Raw genomic sequence first — 18,123 nt, 5'->3', positions numbered from 1 at the left:
GGCTCCAGCATCAAGCCCTAGTGGTGTGACTCGAAAGACTCAGAGTGCCAAAACCGCTTGGGCGACGGGCGCGAAGCTGCGGCGGTGGAGCGGGCACGGCCCATGTTCGCGCAGCGCGGCGAGATGCTGGGGCGCGCCGTAGCCCTTGTTCGCGTGCCAGCCATAGTGCGGGTATGATTCGGCCGCCGCGATCATGATCGTGTCGCGGGTGTGCTTGGCGACGATGGATGCCGCGGCGATCGAGCGGCTGAGCGCATCGCCGCCGACGATCGGGGTCGCCGCATAGCCCCAGCGCGGCAGGCGGTTGCCGTCGACGAGCACATGGCCGGGCGCGCACCCCAGGATCGCGGCGACCGCATCGACCGCGAGCGTCATCGCCTTCATCGTCGCCCAATAGATGTTGAGCGTGTCGATCTCCCCCGGCTCGACGATCCCGACCCCGACGATCGCGCAGTCGTGGAGGCGGCGGCACAGATCGGCGCGGGTCGGCGCGGTCAGTTTTTTCGAATCGTCGATTCCCCGCGGCACGCCCCACGGCGGCAGGATCACCGCGGCGGCGACCACCGGCCCCGCGAGCGGCCCCCGCCCCGCCTCGTCGACCCCCGCGACGGGGGGCAGGCAGCGTTTTTCGTGGGTCAATCCGGGCATCGATGTTCCAACTCGTCGAACGGCGCGACGCCGAGCGCGTGCCCCATCGGGCCGTGGCCGTTGCCCAATCCCGGTGCCGCGATCAAGGCACATCGGACGAACCGCCGCGCGCGCGCGACCGCGTCGGGGAGCGGCATGCACTGCCCCAGCCCGGTCGCGATCGCGCTCGCCAGCGTGCAACCAGTGCCGTGAGTGTGGCGGGTGGCGATCCGCGTGCCGTGCCATTGCTGGCTGCCACCGTCCGCGGCGACGAGCGTATCGGTGATCGTCTCGCCCTCGGCATGGCCGCCCTTTGCGAGCACCGCCGTGCCGGAGCGAGATGCCAGCGCCCGCGCCAACTCCCCCGTTCGTGCTGAGCCTGCTTCGACAGGCTCGCCCCGAACGGATCGGGTCAGGGCCTCAAGTTCGGGAAGGTTCGGCGTCGTCAGCGTCGCGATCCGCATCAACCGGTCGAACGCGGCGATCGTATCTGCGTCGGCGAGCGTTGACCCGCTGGTCGCGACCATCACCGGATCGAACACGATCGGGATCGCCAGCGCCCCAAGCTCGTCCGCCACCGCATGCGCGGTTGCCGCCGATCCGATCATCCCGATCTTGACCGCATCGACGCCGATATCCCCGATAACCGAGGCGATCTGCGCCAACACCATGTCGGTCGGAACGACGTGCACCGCCTGCACCCCCAGCGTGTTCTGCGCGGTGATCGCGGTGACCGCGGTCATCGCGTGGCCACCGAGCATCGTCACGGTCTTGATGTCCGCCTGAATCCCCGCACCGCCGCCCGAATCGGAGCCCGCGATAATCAGGATGCGCGGCGTTTTCACGCGCTACGTTCACGAAAGTTCATGCCCGCGCGGCGATTTGATGGGGTCGAATCCGTCGGGGAAGTGCCAGCGTCTGCCATCACGGCGTTATGGCATGAAACCGCACCTGTGGGACAGCGTTCAGCCGCGGTGCCGCCGCTCGGTCGCGGCGGGGTTGGCGGCAAGCGCCTTGCCGAGGCGCGTCGGACGGTCGACCAGTTCGCCCCCGCACTTCGGGCAATGTTCGTCGAGCGCGTCGGCGCACGCCGCGCAGAAGGTGCATTCGAACGAACAGATGAACGCGCCCGGTGCGTCGGCGGGAAGGTCGACGCCGCAGCGTTCGCAGTCGGGGCGCATGGTGAGCATCGGATACCTAACCCGCCGCCACCCGCACCGCGTCGCAGATACGGGCAACCACCGCTTCAACCTGGGCAGCATCGTCGCCCTCGGCCATCACGCGGATGACGGGTTCGGTGCCCGAGGGGCGGATGACGAGGCGGCCGTTGGCGGCCAGTTCGACCTCGGCGGCGGCGATCACCGCCTTGACCGCGTCGGCCTCGAGCGGCTTGCCGCCCTTGAAACGGACGTTGCGGAGCAATTGCGGCAACGGCTCGAACCGGTGGAGCACCTCGCTCGCGGCGGCGCCCGCGCGCTTCACCTCGGCGAGGATCTGCAGCGCGGCGACCAGCCCGTCGCCGGTGGTCGCGTAATCGCTGAGGATGATGTGCCCCGATTGCTCGCCGCCGACATTATAGCCGCTGGTCCGCATCTTTTCGAGCACGTGCCGATCGCCGACCTTGGTGCGCACCAGCCCCAATCCCTGCGCCGCAAGATGGCGTTCGAGGCCAAGGTTGCTCATCACCGTCGCGACCAGCCCGCCGCCCGCGAGGCGCCCCGCGCGCGCCCAGCCGGTTGCGATCGTCGCCATCAACTGGTCGCCATCGACCACCGTGCCCGTCTCGTCGACGACGATCAGCCGGTCGGCGTCGCCGTCGAGCGCGATGCCGATGTCCGCGCCGGATGCGACCACGGTCTCGCCCAGCGCCTCGGGCGCGGTCGATCCGACGCCGTCGTTGATATTGGTGCCGTTGGGAGTCACCCCGATCGCGACGATATCCGCACCAAGCTCCCACAGTGCCGAGGGCGCGACCTTGTACGCCGCGCCGTTCGCGCAATCGACGACGATCCGCAGGCCGTCGAGCCGCATGTCGGCGGGAAAGGTCGATTTGGCGAAGTGGATATAGCGGCCCTGCGCATCCTCGACCCGGCGCGCGCGACCGATCTTGTCGGAGGCGACGAGAGGGATGTCGCCGTCGATCAATGCCTCGATCGCAGATTCGGCATCGTCAGATAGCTTGAAGCCATCGGGGCCGAACAGCTTGATGCCATTATCCGCGAACGGATTGTGGCTCGCCGAGATCATCACGCCGATGTCGGCGCGCATCGAGGTCGTCAGCATCGCGACCGCAGGCGTCGGCATCGGCCCGACCATGACGACGTCCATCCCGACGCTGGTGAACCCCGCGACGAGCGCGGATTCGAGCATATAGCCGCTCAGCCGGGTGTCCTTGCCGATCACGACGCGGTGGCGGTGATCGCCGCGCAGGAAATAGGCGCCCGCCGCCATCCCGACCTTCATCGCCATCGCGGCGGTCATCGCGCCCTGGTTGGTCGCACCGCGAATGCCGTCGGTGCCGAAATATTTTCTTGCCATGACGCCCCTGTTCGCTGCGCTATGTGATGAAGTGCAGCGGGGCATAGCGCCCCGACGGGGGAAGTGCGAGCATGTCGCAAGCGATGCGGATTTTGGTGGCGTTAATCGCCGGGCTGGTGATCGGGATCGCGGCGGCAGCGCTGGCGCCGGGCGCGGTGCCGCAGGCGATCGCGGTGGCCGAGCCGATCGGCGCGGCGTGGCTCGCGGGATTGCAGATGACGATCGTGCCGCTGGTGATCGCGCTGCTGGTCGTCGGCGTCGCCGCGACCGCGGAGGCGGCGCGCGCGGGGCGGATCGCGGGGATGACGCTGGCCATCTCATTCGGGTTCCTATGGTGTTCGGCGCTTGCGGCGGCGGTGCTGACCCCGTTGTTCCTCGATCTCGCGCCGTTGCCCGCGGCGTCGGCCGAGGCGCTGCGGACCGCTCTTGCGGGCACCGCCAAGATCAGCAGCGACGTGCCGACGCTCGCCGATTTCTTTTCCTCGATCGTGCCGACCAACGTCATCGCCGCCGCGGCGAACAACGCGTTCCTCTCGCTCATCGTCTTCACGCTCGTCTTCGCGTTCGCGATCACGCGGATCGAACCCGCGCGGCGCGTGCTGCTGACCGGGGTGTTCGAGGCGCTCAAGGACACGATGCTCGTCGTCATCAACTGGGTGTTGTGGCTCGCGCCGATCGGCGTCCTCGCGCTCGCCTTCACCGTCGGCGCGAAGACCGGAACCGCGGCGTTCGGCGCGCTGGTCCACTATATCCTCGTCGTGTCCGCGGTGGGCGTCGTGATCTGGGCGGCGGCCTATCCGCTCGCGCTGATCGGCGGGCGGGTGAAGCTCGGCGCGTTCGCGCGCGCCTCGCTCGCCAGCCAGGCGGTCGCGATCAGCACCGAATCCTCACTCGCCAGCCTGCCCGCGATGCTGAAGGGCGCCGAGCGGCTCGGTATCCCGACCAGCACCTCGGGCGTCGTGCTGCCGCTCGCTGTCGCGGTGTTCCGCTCGACCGGCCCCGCGATGAACCTGGCGGTCGCGATCTACGTCGCCAACTGGTTCGGGGTGCCGTTGACCGCGGGCAGCCTCGCCGCCGGGATCGCGGTGGCCGCGCTCACCTCGCTGGGCTCGGTCAGCCTGCCCGGCCAGATCAGCTACATCAGTTCGATCGCGCCGATCGCGATCACGATGGGGGTGCCGATCGCACCATTGGGGCTGCTCGTAGCGGTCGAGACGATTCCCGACATCATCCGGACGCTGGGTAATGTTACCAACGATCTTGCGCTGACCGCGACCGTCGCCGCGCGCAGCGGCGTCGCCCCGCGCGATGCAGGCGATGCGATATTGGAGGAGTGAACGCGATGAAATACCGTACGCTGGGGTCCAACCTTACGGTGTCCGCGCTCGGGGTCGGCTGCATGCCGATGGCGGGGATCGGCAAGGGCATGTACGGCGTGGCCGACGAGACCGAAAGCATCGCCACGATCCACCGCGCGATCGAGCTCGGCGCGACCTTCTTCGATACCGCCGAGGTCTATGGCCCGCACGTCGACGAGGACCTGCTCGGCCGCGCGATCGCAGGCAAGCGCGAGCGTCTGGTGATCGCGACCAAGTTCGGCTTCCGGATCGGCGACCAGGGCCCGGTCGGCGTCGACTCGTCGCCCGCCAACGTCCGCGCCGCGTGCGAAGGGAGCCTCAAGCGGCTCGGGATCGAGACCATCGACCTGTTCTACCAGCACCGCGTCGACCCGAATGTGCCGATCGAGGATACCGTCGGCGCGATGGCGGCGCTGGTAAAGGAGGGCAAGGCCCGCCACCTGGGCCTCAGCGAAGCCGGCGCCGACACGATCCGCCGCGCGCACGCGGTCCATCCGATCGCCGCGCTACAGAGCGAATATTCGCTCTGGGAACGCACCGTTGAGGACGAGATCCTGCCGCTATGCCGCGAACTCGGGATCGGGTTCGTGCCGTACAGCCCACTCGGGCGGGGATTCCTGACCGGCCAGATCAAGCGCCGCGACGACCTGCCCGAGGGCGATTATCGCCGCAACGACCCGCGCTATGCCGAGGAGAATTTCGCGCTCAACCTGAAGATGGTGGGCGTGGTCGAGGAAATCGCGGAGGCGCATCACGTCAGCGCCGCGCAGATCGCACTCGCGTGGCTGCTCGCGCAGGGCGACGACATCGTCCCGATCCCGGGGACCAAGCGCCGCAAGACGATGGAAGACAGCATGGCCGCGGTCGACGTGGTGCTGACCGACGACGATCTTGCCGAACTCGACGAAGCCGCACCCCGCGGCGAAACCGCGGGTCCGCGCTACGGCGAGCGGATGATGGCGATGGTGCGGCTATAGATCATTGAACCGGCACTAGCTCACACCCACCGCCAGATTCCTGCCGCCCACCCCGCAAGCGGCAGATGCGCCCAGGTCGCGGCGAGCCAGATCACGATCCCGCCCGCCCAGTCGTGCGGGCGGAATCCGCCGAGCCGCGCCCTGCCGCTGGCGACGGCGGCGAACGGCCAATAGCTGGTCTTGCGCTCCCAATCGGGCCAGACATGGGGCTGGAGCGCCTCCTTCTTCGCGTCCTGTGCTCGCGCACCGACCAGCGCGAGGACGACGACCGCGCCCGCGAGCACGATGTTCGCGGCGATCGGATAGACCGCGATGTGGCACAGCCCCCACAACGCGAACGCCCACATCATCGGATGGCGGGTGATCGTGAAGACGCCGCGAGCCGCGCCCGGTGCAGGCTGATCAGGGCCTGGGAGCGCGGGGTTGCCGATCAGCGAACCGACGAACAGGATGCTCGCAATCAGCATCACGATCGTCACCACCGCCCACAGCGCGTCGCCGACGGGCCAGAGCAGCGGGGTCATCGGTGCGGCGCGATACGCAATCACGAGCCACGCCAGCGTCGCGAGCGCGACGAGCGAGTACAGGCCCAGAAAGCCGTTGGCTCCGACCCGCGCCACCACCGGCACGCGGAGCGGATGCGACAGCAGGAAATGCGTTCCCACGAACGTCACCGCCGCCAGGATCACCATCGTCATGCCCGTCCTCCCCTCGTTCGAACCGGCCCTCGTTCGAACCGGCCCTCGTGCGAACCGGCCCCCTTGCGAACTGGCGACGCGTCAGCCGGTCAGCGCGTTTCCTCCGATGTTCGGAACCCCGCCGCCTCCGGCTCGCCGAGTTCGGCCTGTCCGGCGAGTTCAGCGCGGTCCTCGAGCGTGTCGACGTGCATCCAGCGCTTCACGATCGGCGACAACAACAGCACGACCGCGCTGATCACGATCGTGACGACGCCGATCTTCCAATAGATGTCGAGCGTCCCCGCCTGCGTCATCTCGCCATTCTCGCCCCCGGTCGCCTCGCCGATCTTGCCCGCGACGAAATTGCCGACCGCGGTCATGTAGAACCATGCGCCCATGATGAAGCTGGCCAGATGGAGCGGCGCGAGCCGGTTCATCGCCGACAGGCCCACCGGGCTGAGGCACAATTCGCCCATCGTGTGGAGCAGATAGATCAGGAACACGAAGAGCACCGGGGTCGCCGCCGCCGCCCCCGCGCCATTGGCACCGAGCACGAAGACGAGGAAACCCGCGCCGACGAACGCCAGCCCGAACGCGAACTTGGCGGGGGTCGACGGTTCCAGCCCCTTCTTGCCGAGCACGGTCCACAACGCCGCGAAAATCGGGCCGAGCAGAACGATGTAAATCGGGTTGATCGACTGGAAGAGGCTGGTCGGCACGCCGCCGCGATCGACGAACTTGTCGGTGTAGAGGCTCAAGCTGCCCCCCGCCTGTTCGAACAGGCCCCAGAACACCGGGTTGAGCGCGATCAGGAACAGGATCGCGAACATCCGCTCGCGCGGTTCCTTGGGCAGCTTGAACGCCTCGTAGAGCGTATAGCCGAGCATCGCGACACCCGATACGATCAGCAGGTTCTGGACCAGCGACTGATACTGGATCAGGAACCAGATCACTGCGGCCGACGCGGTACCGATGCCATAGAGCATGACTTCCTTGTTGCGCGCGAGCGGCTTGGGCGGCTCGCCGCGCCCACGCAGCGCGGGCTTGCCCGCGACGAAGATGATCATGCCGAGCACCATGCCGATCCCCGCGAGGCCGAAGCCGTACGACCAGCCGACCGTCTCGCCCAGATAGCCGACCAGGATCGTGCCGAGCGCGGCGCCGGTGTTCACCCCCATGTAGAAGATCGTGTACGCGCCATCCCGCCGGGTATCGGTCAGTTTGTAGAGCTGGCCGACGATCACCGAGATGTTGGCCTTCAGGAAGCCCGAGCCGACGATGATCAGCGCCAGCGCGAGCCAGAAGACGTTGATGACCGGATCGGCCTGTTTGACCGCGGGATCGACGACCCCCTTCATCCCCTCGAACGCCATGAAGCCATGGCCGATCGCGAGCAGGACGCCGCCGAAGAACACCGCCTTGCGCTGCCCCAGATAGCGATCCGCAAGATAGCCGCCGAGGACGGGAGTGATATACACCAGCGCGGTGTAGGCACCGTAGATCAGGTTCGACTTGCCGTCGTCGAACAACCAGAATTTGGTGAGATACAAGATCAGCAGCGCGCGCATGCCGTAATAGGAGAACCGCTCCCACATCTCGGCGTAGAACAGCACGAACAGGCCCTTGGGATGGCCGACGACCTGGTCCGACTTGCGCGAACTCAGCGACAGCCCGAACGCCAGCACCGCGAACAGCGCGATGGCGGCGATCGCGGCGATCCAGTCGCCCTCGTTCCACGTCGCGATTCCCTTGAAACCCACCTGCTGCTCCCCTCGATACGCCCACGGCCCGCGGTGTTGGTCCGCGGTTGATGGCGCGCAACCTAGCGGCGAATTCGGGGTTGGCAAATATTGTTGCGCGGGCGCGGCGCTGCTAGCGCGCGGTATGCTCAACGATCGCACCACCCCCCTCTCGCTCCTGGCCACCCGCCGTTCGGGAAAACCGCGCGATCTCGTCGCGCCGGGTCCCGACGCGGCCCAGCTCGCGCAGATCCTCGCGATCGCCGCGCGCGTGCCCGATCACGGCAAGCTCGCACCGTGGCGCTTCGTCACCGTTGCGGCGGACCAGCGCGATGCGCTCGCGACGCTGATCATCGACGCGTATCGCGCCGAGCGACCCGAGGCCAAGCGGCTCGAGATCGAGGCGTTCGACCAGTTCGCACACCAGGCGCCGGCGCTCGTCGTGGCGCTCTCATCCCCCCGCCCCGACAGCCACATACCGCGGTGGGAACAGGAGTTGTCGGTCGGCGCGGCGTGCATGAACCTGCTCCATGCGGTCCATGCGCTGGGCTATGCCGGGGGGTGGTTGACCGGCTGGGCGGCGTATTCCGATACGGTGCGCGACGCATTCGGCGCGAGCTCTGAACGGATCGCAGGGTTCTTGTTCATCGGCACCCCCGCCAAGCCGCTCGACGAACGCCCGCGCCCGGATATGGCACGGGTCGCCTCGGCGTGGCAGCAGTGAGGACTCGACTGACGCGTCAGTTGGTGTATTAAACCAGCATGACAGCACTCAGCAACCAGGACAGCCCGGTTTACATCCGGCTCCGCGCGACAATCGCGGCGGGGATCCTGCGCGGCGATTATCTCGCGGGCGACCAGCTCCCCTCGGTCCGCGCGTTCGCCGCCGAACACGGCGCCAACCCGCTGACGGTCGCCAAGGCGTATCAGAGCTTCCAGGACGACGGCCATGTCGAGGTCCGCCGCGGGGTGGGCATGTTCGTCCTGCCCGGCGCGGCAGAACGGCTGCGCGCCGCGGAGCGTGAGAATTTTGTGACCGAACATTGGCCGCGGATCATCGGCTATATCGACCTGCTCGGCCTCGACGCCGCCGACCTGCTCGAACGCGAACGCGCCTAGAATAACCCCAGCGCCGCGACCTCGTCTGGTGACAGGTCGATCCCGAACATTAGGCTCAGCCGCAGGCGATAAACCCGCGGGTCGGTGATCTCGGTCGCCTGTTCCTTGTCCCCCGCCTTGCGCCGATAGGCACGGTCGGTGAGGCTCGCGAAGCCGGTGGGCAGCGCGATGCTGACGACGGTGAGCGTCGTGAACCGCGTGCCCGGCGCGGTCGAGGTCCAGTGATTCGACAACGCGAGATCGGCGGGCATGACCTCGGCGAGCGTGAAACCGCACTGGCGCTGCCATCCTGCGCCGACCCCGCGCCCGTCGGTTGTGGCGGAATCGCCGTCGCGCAGCAGCATCCAGCCGTCGTCGCCGGCGCGTTCGAGGCGGAAGCGCGCGCCGTCGGGAGCGGCCACCTCCTCGCCGTCGATCAACCGCATCGGCGGGGAATAGCTGCCGCCAAAGCCCGCATCCGCGATCCAGGCATCGCCGTCGATCGTCACCAGCCCCAGGGTGTGGGTAAGCGGCGGTATCGCGCCGTCATCGGCCACCCCGAGCCACACCCGCGCGAGCAGCGGGCGCGCATCGAATCCCAAGGCATCGAGCGCGTCGAGGAACAGCCGGTTCTGTTCGAAACAATAGCCGCCACGCCGCGCGGTGACGAGCTTGGCGAACACCGCCGCGCTGTCGATCCGGATGCCGCGCCCGAGAACGACAGCGAGATTCTCGAACGGGATCGCAAGCCGGTGCGCAAGCTGCAGCCGCGCCAGCCCTGCGGCGTCGAGTGTCACGCGCGCAGGAAGGCCGATCCGCGCGAGATAGGCGTCGAGGTCGAAACTCACCGCGACCAGCGCGCCCAGATCGCGGTCGGCAACACCAGCCCGCGGGCTTCCTCGCGCACCCCGAGTTCGCCCGCCTCGACCGTGCCGGGCAGATCGGCGAACGCCTGTCTGAGCATTTCGCCGATCGCCAGCGCGCTCATCCGTACCGCGTAGACGGTGAGGAACAGGTAGCGCGAATCAGCATCGAGCAGCGCGCGGCACTCCGCGATCAGCCGCGGCAGATCCTCTTCCAGCCGCCACACCTCGCCCTCCGGCCCGCGGCCATATTTGGGGGGATCGAGCAGGATGCCATCGTAACGCCGCCCGCGCCGCCCCTCGCGCGCGACGAACTTCGACGCATCGTCGACCAGCCAGCGGACCGGCGCATCGGACAACCCCGACAGCGCGGCGTTGGCGCGCGCGGCGTCGACCGATTTCTTCGACGCATCGACATGGACCATCTTGGCGCCCTGGCTCGCCAACGCGAGCGTGCCGACCCCGGTATAGCCGAACAGGTTGAGGCATTCGGGCGCCTCGATCCCCGCCAGCCGGTCGCGCATCCACGTCCACACCGGCGCCATGTCGGGGAAGAAGCCGAGATGGCGGAACGGCGTCGTCTGCGCGGTGAACGACACGTTGTCCCACGTCAGCGTCCAGCCGTCACGCGGCGTCGGTTCGGCGAACTGCCAGCGCCCGCCGCCATCCTCGTCCGCGCCGGGCAGGAACTCGCCGGTCGCACGCCAGTCGTCGGACGCGGGCGTCCACAGCGCCTGCGGATCGGGGCGGATGAAGCGGAACCGGCCATAGCGTTCGAGCTTGCGGCCGTTGCCCGAGTCGACGAGGCCATAGCCGGCCCATGGTTCGCCGATAAGGGTGGCGAGGTCAGTTATCGACATCCCGTTCGCCCTGAGCTTGTCGAAGCCTTTCCTGAGCTTCGCCGAAGGGGGCATGGTCGGGATACGTACTTCGACAGGCTCAGCACGAACGGGGATTGGGCGGTTGTCATCCCCGCGGGCTCGCGCGTGCCGCGACATAATCGCTCACCGCGGCGAAGGTCGCATCGACGGTGTCGCAGCGTTCCTCGCGGTCGAACAGGTCGCCGACGCGGCGCGGCAATGCCGGGCGCATCCCGGTCGCGCGCTCGACGGTGTCGCCGAACTTCGCGGAGTGCGCGGTCGCGAGCGTCACGATCGGCGCATCGAGGTCGGCGCGGCGCGCGGCGGCGAGCGCAATCCCCGTGTGCGGATCGATCACCTGTCCCGCCTGGTCGTGCGCCCAACGCATCGCGATCGTCATGTCGTCGCGATCGACCCGATCGCTGGCGAAGAGCGCCGCCGCGCCCTCGCGCTGCGCATTGGTCAGCCGCATCGCGCCCGACCCCTCGAACCCGTGCATCTGCGCGGCGATCGCATGGCCATCGCGCGCGCCGAGATCGAACAACAGGCGTTCGAAATTGCTGCTGACCTGAATATCCATCGACGGCGTCGGGGTCTGCTCCACCGCGCGGCGCGCATAATCGCCGGTCGCCAGCGCGCGCGCGATGATGTCGTTGACGTTGGTCGCGACGATCAGCTTCGCGATCGGCAGCCCCATCCGCGCGGCGACATGGCCCGCGAACACATCGCCGAAATTCCCCGTCGGCACCGAAAACGCGATCGCGCGGTCGGGGCCGCCGAGCCGCACCGCGGCGTAGAAATAATAGACCACCTGCGCCATCAGCCGCGCCCAGTTGATCGAATTGACCGCGCTCAACTGGAATCGCGTCGAAAAATCTGCGTCGTTGAACATCGCCTTCACGATGCCCTGCGCGGTGTCGAAATCGCCGCGGATCGCGATATTGTGGACGTTGGGGCTGAGCACCGTCGTCATCTGCCGGCGCTGGACGTCGCTGACCCGTCCTTCGGGATGGAGCATGAAGATGTCGATGCCCTCGCGCCCCGCGACCGCATCGATCGCCGCCGACCCGGTATCGCCGCTGGTCGCGCCGATGATCGTCAGCCGCTGGTCGGTGCCCGTCAAGAATCGTTCGAACAACAGCCCGAGCAACTGGAGCGCGACGTCCTTGAACGCCAGCGTCGGCCCGTGGAACAGTTCGAGCAGCCACTGGTCGTGATCGAGCTGAACGAGCGGGGTGACAGCGGCGTGGCTGAAGCGGCCATAAGCGGTCTCGCACAGCGCGAGCAGTTCGCCCTCGGCCAGGCTGTCACCGACGAACGGCGCCATCACCCGCGCGGCGGTTTCGGCATAGGACAGCCCTGCGAGCCCCGCGATCGCGGCGCGCGACAGCGTTGGCCAGGTGTCGGGGAGGTACAGCCCGCCGTCGCTCGCCAGCCCGGCCAGCGTCGCACCGCGGAAATCGAGCGTGGGGGCGGCCCCGCGGGTGCTGACATAGCGCATGGGCTGCGCGGTTAGCGTGGCGGCGCGGCGAGGTCCATCCCGCGGCGGATTAGTCGTGCCACCGCCGGCGCAACGCCAACCCGTAGATCACGGTCGCGATGACAGCGAAGAAGAACCACTGCCACGCATAGGCGAGATGGTTGTTGGGTACGGTGCCCAGATCGGGTTCGCCATTCGCGGCCAGCCCCGGCGGCGGCGTATCGGCGACCAGCATCAGGGGCTTTGCTTCGCGGTGGAACACCGATCCGATCAGCGACTGGCTGCTCGGCGCGTGGTTGATATAGCCGGTGACGGGGCCGCCCGCCCAGGTCGATCGGAACGCGGGATCGCGCGTCGTGCCGAGCTGGACGGGCATCGTCGTGCCGACATCGGTCGAACACTGCGCGATCACGCGAAACCCCGCCTTCCCCGCGCCGACGAGCTGGCGTGAACGCACCGCGGCGCAATTGCCGGTGGCGCGGCGGAACAGCAGCGTGTCGTCGCCCGCCTGCGGGAAGGGAATTACCGGCCGCGCCGGGTTGGCGGCGAGTTGCGCGAGGAACGCCTCCTTCTGTGGCAACCGGTCGAGCAACTGCCACAGCCCCAGTGCGATCATCGCCGCCACCGCGAGCGCAACGACAATGGTCGCGACGATCGGAATCCGCTTCATGGTTCGGCGTGCGGGTCGATCCGCCCTTCTCGCGCCGCATTGCGGAATTCTGCCGCCATCAGCGCGCCCTTGGCGAGCCGCAGCGACCCTATCACCCCGATCGTGGTGAACGGGATCCAGATCAGCATGTGCACCCACAGCGGGGGATGAAAGGTGAGTTCGACCATGATCGCCAGCGCCACCACGATCGTGCCCAGGATCAGCGTCAGGAACGCCGCGGGTCCGTCGCCCACATTGAACGCCGCGAAATCGAGCCCGCAGACGGTGCAGACGGGCGCGAAGCTGAGGAACCCGCCGAACAGCGTCTTGCTGCCGCAGCGCGGGCACAGCCCCTTCAGTCCCGCATCGACGATCGACGGCGCGCTAACGGCAGGCGTAGGGCCGGAACCCGCGGAGTCGCGTTCGGAATCGGGGGCGGGGTCAGCCAAGGATCACCCGCCCCGGATCGGTCAACCGGCGTGGACCGGTGCGCCCCAGCCACCCCAGACATAGATCGATACGAACAGGAACAGCCACACGACGTCGACGAAATGCCAATACCAGGCCGCCGCCTCGAACCCGAAATGCGCGCGCGGGGTGAAGTCGCCCTTGTACGCGCGGATCAGGCAGACGGTCAGGAAGATTGTCCCGATCATGACGTGAAAGCCGTGAAAGCCCGTCGCCATGAAGAACGACGCGCCGTAATTCAGTCCCTTGAAGGGGAACGGCGCGTGCGCGTATTCGAACGCCTGAATGCTGCTGAACAGCACGCCGAGCACGATCGTCAGCCACAAACCCTTGAGCACGCCGTCGCGGTTGCCGACCCCGATCAGGCCCCACAGCCCGGTCTTCTCGCCGCCGCGCTGGCCGTGGATCAGCGCATGGTGCGCCCACGTCACGGTCGTGCCGCTGGTCAGCAGGATCAACGTGTTGAGCAGCGGGAATTCGAACGCGTCGATGACTTCGAGCCCCTGGGGGGGCCATTGCGCGATCACCCCGGCGGCGTCCTCGACGGCACGCGTCACCTGGCCATCGGCAAAGGTCATCGCGGTCGGGAACAGTGAAAAGTCGAAGAACGCCCAGAACCAGCCGACGAAGAACATCACCTCCGACGCGATGAACAGGATCATCCCGTAACGGAAATGGAGCTGCACCACCGGGGTATGATCGCCCGCCTTGCCCTCGGCGATGACATTCGACCACCAGCTGTACATCACGGTCAGCACCGCGACGACGCCCATCAGGAAGATCCAGCCGCCGCCGTTGGGCTTGCCGACATGGCCGCCGTGCATCCACATGATGCCCCCCACCGCCATCGCGAGCGCGGAAAACGCGCCGGTGATCGGCCAGATGTCGGGCGGAAGGATATGGTAGTCGTGGTTCTTGGCGCCGGCCATGGCGTGGTATCCCCATTGATGCTGTCGAAAGCGCTTTAACGCGATTTCGCCCTTCGTAAACCTACTCGCGCGTAAACCTATCCGGTCACGCTCTTGGTGCCCGCGTCTTGCATGATCGCCTTCTGCTGCGCGCTCGGCGGTGGCGCGGTGTCGCTGGGATAGAAAGTATAGCTGAGCGTGATCGTGTCGACGTCCTTGGCATCCTCGTCGGTCAGGATCGCGGGATCGACGTAGAAGATCACCGGCATCCGCGCGGTCTCACCCGGCTTCAGCGTCTGCTGGGTGAAGCAGAAACATTGGATTTTCTTGAAATACGCGCCTGCCACCGCGGGCTGGACGTTGAACGTTGCGGTCCCGGTGATCGGCTGGGTCGAAGTGTTGGTCGCGGTGAAGAACGCCATGTCGCGCGCGCCGATCGCGACGGTGTCGAACCGCGCCTCGGGCTTGAAGGTCCAGGCGAGCTTGGGCGAAACGTTGGTATCGAAATCGATCCGCATCTGTCGGTCGATCGCGCCCGGCGCGCTGATCCCGCGCCCGGTCGTGCCGTTCAGCCCGGTCGCCTGGCAGAACAAGCGGTAGAGCGGGACGCTGGCCCAGGCGAGCCCGGTCATGAAACAGATGCCCAGAACCGCGATGAACGCGGTGCGGTGGGTGCGGTTCATCATCATGGCTCAGGTCATCGCCAGCCGGATGCGCGACAGCGTGATCGCGAAGATCAGCACCACCAGCGCCGCGAGCAGCACCGCGACCACGATCGACCGCGACCGCTGGCGACGGCGGATCAGGTCCTCTTCCTCGGGCGTCATGCCAGCACCCAGCGATCGACGACCAGCGCGCCGAACATGCCGAACAGGTACAGTATCGAGAATTTGAACAACAGCTTCTCCGGCTTCATCGCATCGTCAGGCTGCTGGCGACGGGTCGCGACGACCACCGCCATCCACGCGAACGCCGCGGTCATCGCGATCGACACCGCGCCGTAGAACCAGCCGGTCAGCCCCAGCGGCCACGGCGCGACCGCGACGATCGCCATCGGGATCGTATAGAGCCCGATCTGCCGCCGCGTGACCCGCTCGCCCGCGACCACGGGGAGCATCGGCACGCCCGCATTGGCGTAATCGGTCTTCACGAACAGCGCGAGCGCCCAGAAATGCGGCGGGGTCCACAGAAATACGAGCAGGAACAGCAACAGCGGCAGCAGCGCGACACTACCAGTTGCCGCGGCCCAGCCGATCAGCGGCGGAAACGCCCCCGCCGCGCCGCCGATAACAATGTTCTGCGGGGTCCGCCGCTTGAGCCACACGGTATAGACCAGCACATAGAACAGGATCGAGGTCGCCAGGATCGCCGCCGAGACGAGGTTCACCGCGAGCCCCATCAGGATCACCGAAAATGCGCCGAGCCCGACCCCGAAATGGAGCGCCGACTGGCGGTCCATCCGCCCATCGGGCAGCGGCCGTTTCGCGGTGCGGCGCATCAGCGCGTCGATATCCGCCTCATACCATTGGTTGAGCGCGCCAGCCGCGCCAGCCGCGAGCGCGATGCACAGGATCGCGGTGAATCCGATGACGGGATCGATCCCGCGCCCGTCGACGGCAGGCGCCGCGAGCATCCCGCACAGCCCGGTGAAGACGACGAGCGTCATCACGCGTGGCTTGGTCAACGCCAGGAAATCGCGCCAGTCGGCAGGCGGCAACAGGGGAACGGCAGCGGTCATGAAGCGCGCGCTATAGGCTGGTTGCGGCGCGGCGGAAAGGGCGTGCGTCAGACCGCCTCACCGCGCGGCGCGGACGTCCGAATAGCTGGTGTGCGTCGTCAGCGTGCCCGATTTGCCAAGCAGCGACCCCGCCATCTCGCCCGTCGTCGCCTCGGGCACCGGACGCCCATCAGGCCCCGCGCCGAACGATTCGACGAACACATAACGGTCGACCTTGATAACCAGCGCCATCCGGAACGCGGTCGACGAGAGATAGCGCACCCGCGTCACCACCGGCACGCGCCCGCTGGTGTCGACCAGCGCCTCCGCCGCGGTGTCCGCCGACGCATCGTGCTTGCCGATCATGACGACCCCCTTGGGCAGCCGCGCGAAGCGATAGGTGACGCTCGATGGCCCCTGCGCGATTCGCGTCGCGGGTGCGCCGAACCATTTGGCGACGCTGCTGTACGACGGCACGGGCTGCCCGCGCGCCGCTTTGGCCGCGCCCGCCACCTGCTTGGCGCTCGGCGGCTTGCCGTCGACCGCCACCAGCGTCCACCGCTGCGCCACCGGCTGGGTGGGATCGTAGCGCGACACGAACATCTTGGTATCCGCCCCCGCCCGCTCGACGCGCGTCGTCTGGGTAAACGCGAATGCGGTCGGTGCGATCGCGCGCGCCTCCGCGACCACCTGCTCCTGAAGCGCATCGGCGTGCGCGGCGGTCGGCACGAGCGCGGCCATCAGCAGGAGCATGCGCATCACGCGCGCGCCACGCCATCCAGCGCGCGATCCACCGCCGATTCGGCATGGAGCGTCGTGGTGTCGAACAACGGTACCGCGCTGTCGCCCGGGCCGACCAGCAGCATGATCTCGGTGCACCCCAATACGATTCCCTCGGCCCCGCGCGCCACTAGACGCGCGATCACGCCGCGATACGCGTCGCGCGACGCGTCGTCGATCACGCCGCGCACCAGTTCGCGATAGATGATGTCGTGGACGGTACGGCGATCGTCGGCATCGGGCACGAGCACCTCGATCCCGAACCCCTCCAACCGCGCGCGATAGAAGCGCTCCTCCATCGTGAACGCGGTGCCGAGCAGCCCGACCCGCGCGTAACCACGCCCGCGAATCGCGGCGGCGGCGGGATCGACGATGTGGAGTAGCGGGATCGTCACCGCCGCCTCGATCTCGGGCACCAGCTTGTGCATCGTGTTGGTGCACAGCAGCAGGAAATCGGCGGCGCCACGTTCGGCCTGGCGCGCGGCGTCCGCCATCGCCTCCCCCAGCGCGGGCCAATCCCCGTCATGCTGGAGCTGCTCGATCGCGGCGAAATCGACCGAGACCATGACGATCTTCGCCGAATGCGTCCCGCCGAGCGATGCGCGCACGCGCTGGTTGATCAACCGATAGTAATGCGCCGAGCTTTCCCAGCTCATCCCGCCGATCAATCCGATCGTCAGCATCTAGCGTTCGCTGAGATAATAACGATCGGTCGCAACCAGATGGTCGTCGAGTTCATACACGATCGGCTGCCCGGTCGGGATTTCGAGGCTGGTGATGTCGTCGTCGGGAATATGCGACAGGTGCTTTACCAGCGCGCGGAGCGAATTGCCGTGCGCGGAGATCAGCACGCGCTGGCCCGCCTTCAGCGCGGGGACGATCCGCTCGTTCCAATAGGGCAGGACGCGCGCGATCGTATCCTTCAGGCTTTCGGTCGCGGGAATGTCGATCCCGGCATAGCGGCGGTCGTTCGACAGGTCGTAGCGGCTGCCCGGCTCCATCGGCGGCGGCGGCACGTCGAAGCTGCGCCGCCAGATGTGGACCTGATCGTCGCCGTGCTTGGCCGCGGTCTCGGCCTTGTTCAGCCCGGTCAGCCCGCCGTAATGCCGCTCGTTGAGGTGCCAGTCCTTCTCGACCGGCAGCCACAACCGCCCCATCTCCTCGAGCGCCAGGTCGAGCGTCTTGATCGCGCGGGTCTGGAGCGAGGTGAAGGTCATGTCGAAATCGAGGCCCTTGGCCGCCATCAACCGCCCCGCCGCACGCGTTTCCTCGACGCCCTTCTCGGTCACATCGACGTCCCACCAGCCGGTAAAGCGGTTTTCGAGATTCCAGGCGGACTGGCCGTGGCGGATCAGGACGAGGCGGGGCATCGGGTCTCCTTGCG

The 18,123-nt window shown here is 67.7% G+C and carries 22 protein-coding genes; 4 read left to right on the top strand and 18 right to left on the bottom strand.

Annotated elements, in window-relative coordinates; genetic code table 11:
• Positions 1–39: 39 nt before the first annotated feature.
• The 4 genes from EAH84_RS12715 to glmM all read right to left on the bottom strand — a co-directional run bounded on the left by EAH84_RS12715 (position 40) and on the right by glmM (position 3,165).
• Positions 40–648 (bottom strand): ribonuclease HII, encoded by a 609-nt coding sequence (locus EAH84_RS12715; protein ID WP_140872391.1) that lies wholly within the window; start codon positions 646–648, stop codon positions 40–42.
• On the bottom strand, positions 636–1,472 hold the full coding sequence (gene thiD / locus EAH84_RS12710) for a bifunctional hydroxymethylpyrimidine kinase/phosphomethylpyrimidine kinase (protein WP_140872390.1): 837 nt from the start codon (positions 1,470–1,472) through the stop codon (positions 636–638). Before thiD ends, EAH84_RS12715 begins: the two co-directional genes overlap by 13 nt.
• Positions 1,473–1,592: 120 nt before the next feature.
• Positions 1,593–1,817, bottom strand: a complete 225-nt coding sequence (locus tag EAH84_RS12705) for a DUF1272 domain-containing protein (RefSeq protein WP_140872389.1) — start codon at positions 1,815–1,817, stop codon at positions 1,593–1,595.
• Between the two features lie 7 nt (positions 1,818–1,824).
• Positions 1,825–3,165 carry a phosphoglucosamine mutase gene (gene glmM, locus EAH84_RS12700; RefSeq protein ID WP_140872388.1) on the bottom strand — a complete coding sequence of 447 codons (1,341 nt, stop codon included), beginning with the start codon at positions 3,163–3,165 and terminating at the stop codon, positions 1,825–1,827.
• A 71-nt stretch (positions 3,166–3,236) separates the two neighbouring features.
• Between glmM and EAH84_RS12695 the strand changes: the two genes are divergently transcribed.
• Entirely contained in the window at positions 3,237–4,502 is a 1,266-nt protein-coding gene (locus EAH84_RS12695; protein ID WP_140872387.1) for a dicarboxylate/amino acid:cation symporter, read from the top strand.
• Positions 4,503–4,507: 5 nt separating this feature from the next.
• Positions 4,508–5,500 (top strand): aldo/keto reductase, encoded by a 993-nt coding sequence (locus EAH84_RS12690; RefSeq protein WP_140872386.1) that lies wholly within the window; start codon positions 4,508–4,510, stop codon positions 5,498–5,500.
• A 20-nt stretch (positions 5,501–5,520) separates the two neighbouring features.
• Here the strand turns inward: EAH84_RS12690 and EAH84_RS12685 are convergent, their stop codons facing one another.
• Both EAH84_RS12685 and EAH84_RS12680 read right to left on the bottom strand, forming a co-directional pair.
• Positions 5,521–6,198, bottom strand: coding sequence for an NnrU family protein (locus tag EAH84_RS12685; protein ID WP_241656593.1), 678 nt, complete (start codon positions 6,196–6,198; stop codon positions 5,521–5,523).
• A gap of 89 nt (positions 6,199–6,287) precedes the next feature.
• Positions 6,288–7,937 (bottom strand): peptide MFS transporter, encoded by a 1,650-nt coding sequence (locus tag EAH84_RS12680; protein ID WP_194150405.1) that lies wholly within the window; start codon positions 7,935–7,937, stop codon positions 6,288–6,290.
• A gap of 124 nt (positions 7,938–8,061) precedes the next feature.
• Between EAH84_RS12680 and EAH84_RS12675 the strand changes: the two genes are divergently transcribed.
• Together EAH84_RS12675 and EAH84_RS12670 are read left to right on the top strand one after the other, a co-directional pair.
• Positions 8,062–8,640 carry a nitroreductase family protein gene (locus tag EAH84_RS12675; protein ID WP_140872385.1) on the top strand — a complete coding sequence of 193 codons (579 nt, stop codon included), beginning with the start codon at positions 8,062–8,064 and terminating at the stop codon, positions 8,638–8,640.
• 38 nt (positions 8,641–8,678) lie between these two features.
• Positions 8,679–9,035 (top strand): GntR family transcriptional regulator, encoded by a 357-nt coding sequence (locus EAH84_RS12670; protein WP_140872384.1) that lies wholly within the window; start codon positions 8,679–8,681, stop codon positions 9,033–9,035.
• Here the strand turns inward: EAH84_RS12670 and EAH84_RS12665 are convergent.
• The 12 genes from EAH84_RS12665 to gpmA form a co-directional block, all read right to left on the bottom strand.
• Positions 9,032–9,862, bottom strand: a complete 831-nt coding sequence (locus EAH84_RS12665) for an arylamine N-acetyltransferase family protein (protein ID WP_425326460.1) — start codon at positions 9,860–9,862, stop codon at positions 9,032–9,034. The genes EAH84_RS12670 and EAH84_RS12665 overlap by 4 nt on opposite strands.
• Positions 9,859–10,737 (bottom strand): class I SAM-dependent methyltransferase, encoded by an 879-nt coding sequence (locus tag EAH84_RS12660; RefSeq protein WP_140872382.1) that lies wholly within the window; start codon positions 10,735–10,737, stop codon positions 9,859–9,861. The genes EAH84_RS12665 and EAH84_RS12660 overlap by 4 nt, the downstream gene beginning before the upstream one ends.
• Before the next feature lie 106 nt (positions 10,738–10,843).
• Positions 10,844–12,238 (bottom strand): threonine synthase, encoded by a 1,395-nt coding sequence (thrC, locus tag EAH84_RS12655; RefSeq protein ID WP_140872381.1) that lies wholly within the window; start codon positions 12,236–12,238, stop codon positions 10,844–10,846.
• Between the two features lie 49 nt (positions 12,239–12,287).
• On the bottom strand, positions 12,288–12,887 hold the full coding sequence (locus tag EAH84_RS12650) for an SURF1 family protein (RefSeq protein WP_140872380.1): 600 nt from the start codon (positions 12,885–12,887) through the stop codon (positions 12,288–12,290).
• The gene (locus EAH84_RS12645) at positions 12,884–13,240 is read right to left on the bottom strand and encodes a DUF983 domain-containing protein (RefSeq protein ID WP_241656596.1); all 357 of its coding nucleotides are present in this window, start codon (positions 13,238–13,240) and stop codon (positions 12,884–12,886) included. Before EAH84_RS12645 ends, EAH84_RS12650 begins: the two co-directional genes overlap by 4 nt.
• Before the next feature lie 96 nt (positions 13,241–13,336).
• A complete protein-coding gene (locus EAH84_RS12640; RefSeq protein ID WP_140872378.1) occupies positions 13,337–14,263 on the bottom strand; it encodes a cytochrome c oxidase subunit 3 in 927 nt (308 codons plus the stop codon).
• 77 nt (positions 14,264–14,340) lie between these two features.
• Positions 14,341–14,931: a cytochrome c oxidase assembly protein gene (locus EAH84_RS12635; protein ID WP_140872377.1), complete on the bottom strand. Its 591-nt coding sequence runs from the start codon at positions 14,929–14,931 to the stop codon at positions 14,341–14,343.
• Positions 14,932–14,934: 3 nt separating this feature from the next.
• Positions 14,935–15,069, bottom strand: coding sequence for a hypothetical protein (locus tag EAH84_RS16560; RefSeq protein ID WP_277753733.1), 135 nt, complete (start codon positions 15,067–15,069; stop codon positions 14,935–14,937).
• On the bottom strand, positions 15,066–15,980 hold the full coding sequence (locus EAH84_RS12630; RefSeq protein WP_140872376.1) for a heme o synthase: 915 nt from the start codon (positions 15,978–15,980) through the stop codon (positions 15,066–15,068). Before EAH84_RS12630 ends, EAH84_RS16560 begins: the two co-directional genes overlap by 4 nt.
• 57 nt (positions 15,981–16,037) lie before the next feature.
• The gene (locus EAH84_RS12625; protein ID WP_140872375.1) at positions 16,038–16,718 is read right to left on the bottom strand and encodes a hypothetical protein; all 681 of its coding nucleotides are present in this window, start codon (positions 16,716–16,718) and stop codon (positions 16,038–16,040) included.
• Positions 16,718–17,422, bottom strand: a complete 705-nt coding sequence (locus EAH84_RS12620; protein WP_140872374.1) for an aspartate/glutamate racemase family protein — start codon at positions 17,420–17,422, stop codon at positions 16,718–16,720. The genes EAH84_RS12625 and EAH84_RS12620 overlap by 1 nt, the downstream gene beginning before the upstream one ends.
• Positions 17,423–18,109: a 2,3-diphosphoglycerate-dependent phosphoglycerate mutase gene (gene gpmA / locus EAH84_RS12615; RefSeq protein WP_140872373.1), complete on the bottom strand. Its 687-nt coding sequence runs from the start codon at positions 18,107–18,109 to the stop codon at positions 17,423–17,425.
• Positions 18,110–18,123 lie beyond the last annotated feature (14 nt).

Origin of the sequence: Sphingomonas oligophenolica (assembly GCF_006438955.1) — a bacterium.
In the GTDB taxonomy this organism is placed as follows: domain Bacteria; phylum Pseudomonadota; class Alphaproteobacteria; order Sphingomonadales; family Sphingomonadaceae; genus Sphingomonas; species Sphingomonas oligophenolica_A.
The sequence above is the reverse complement of the archived record's forward strand: the minus strand, read 5'-3'. Positions and strand labels throughout refer to the sequence as shown.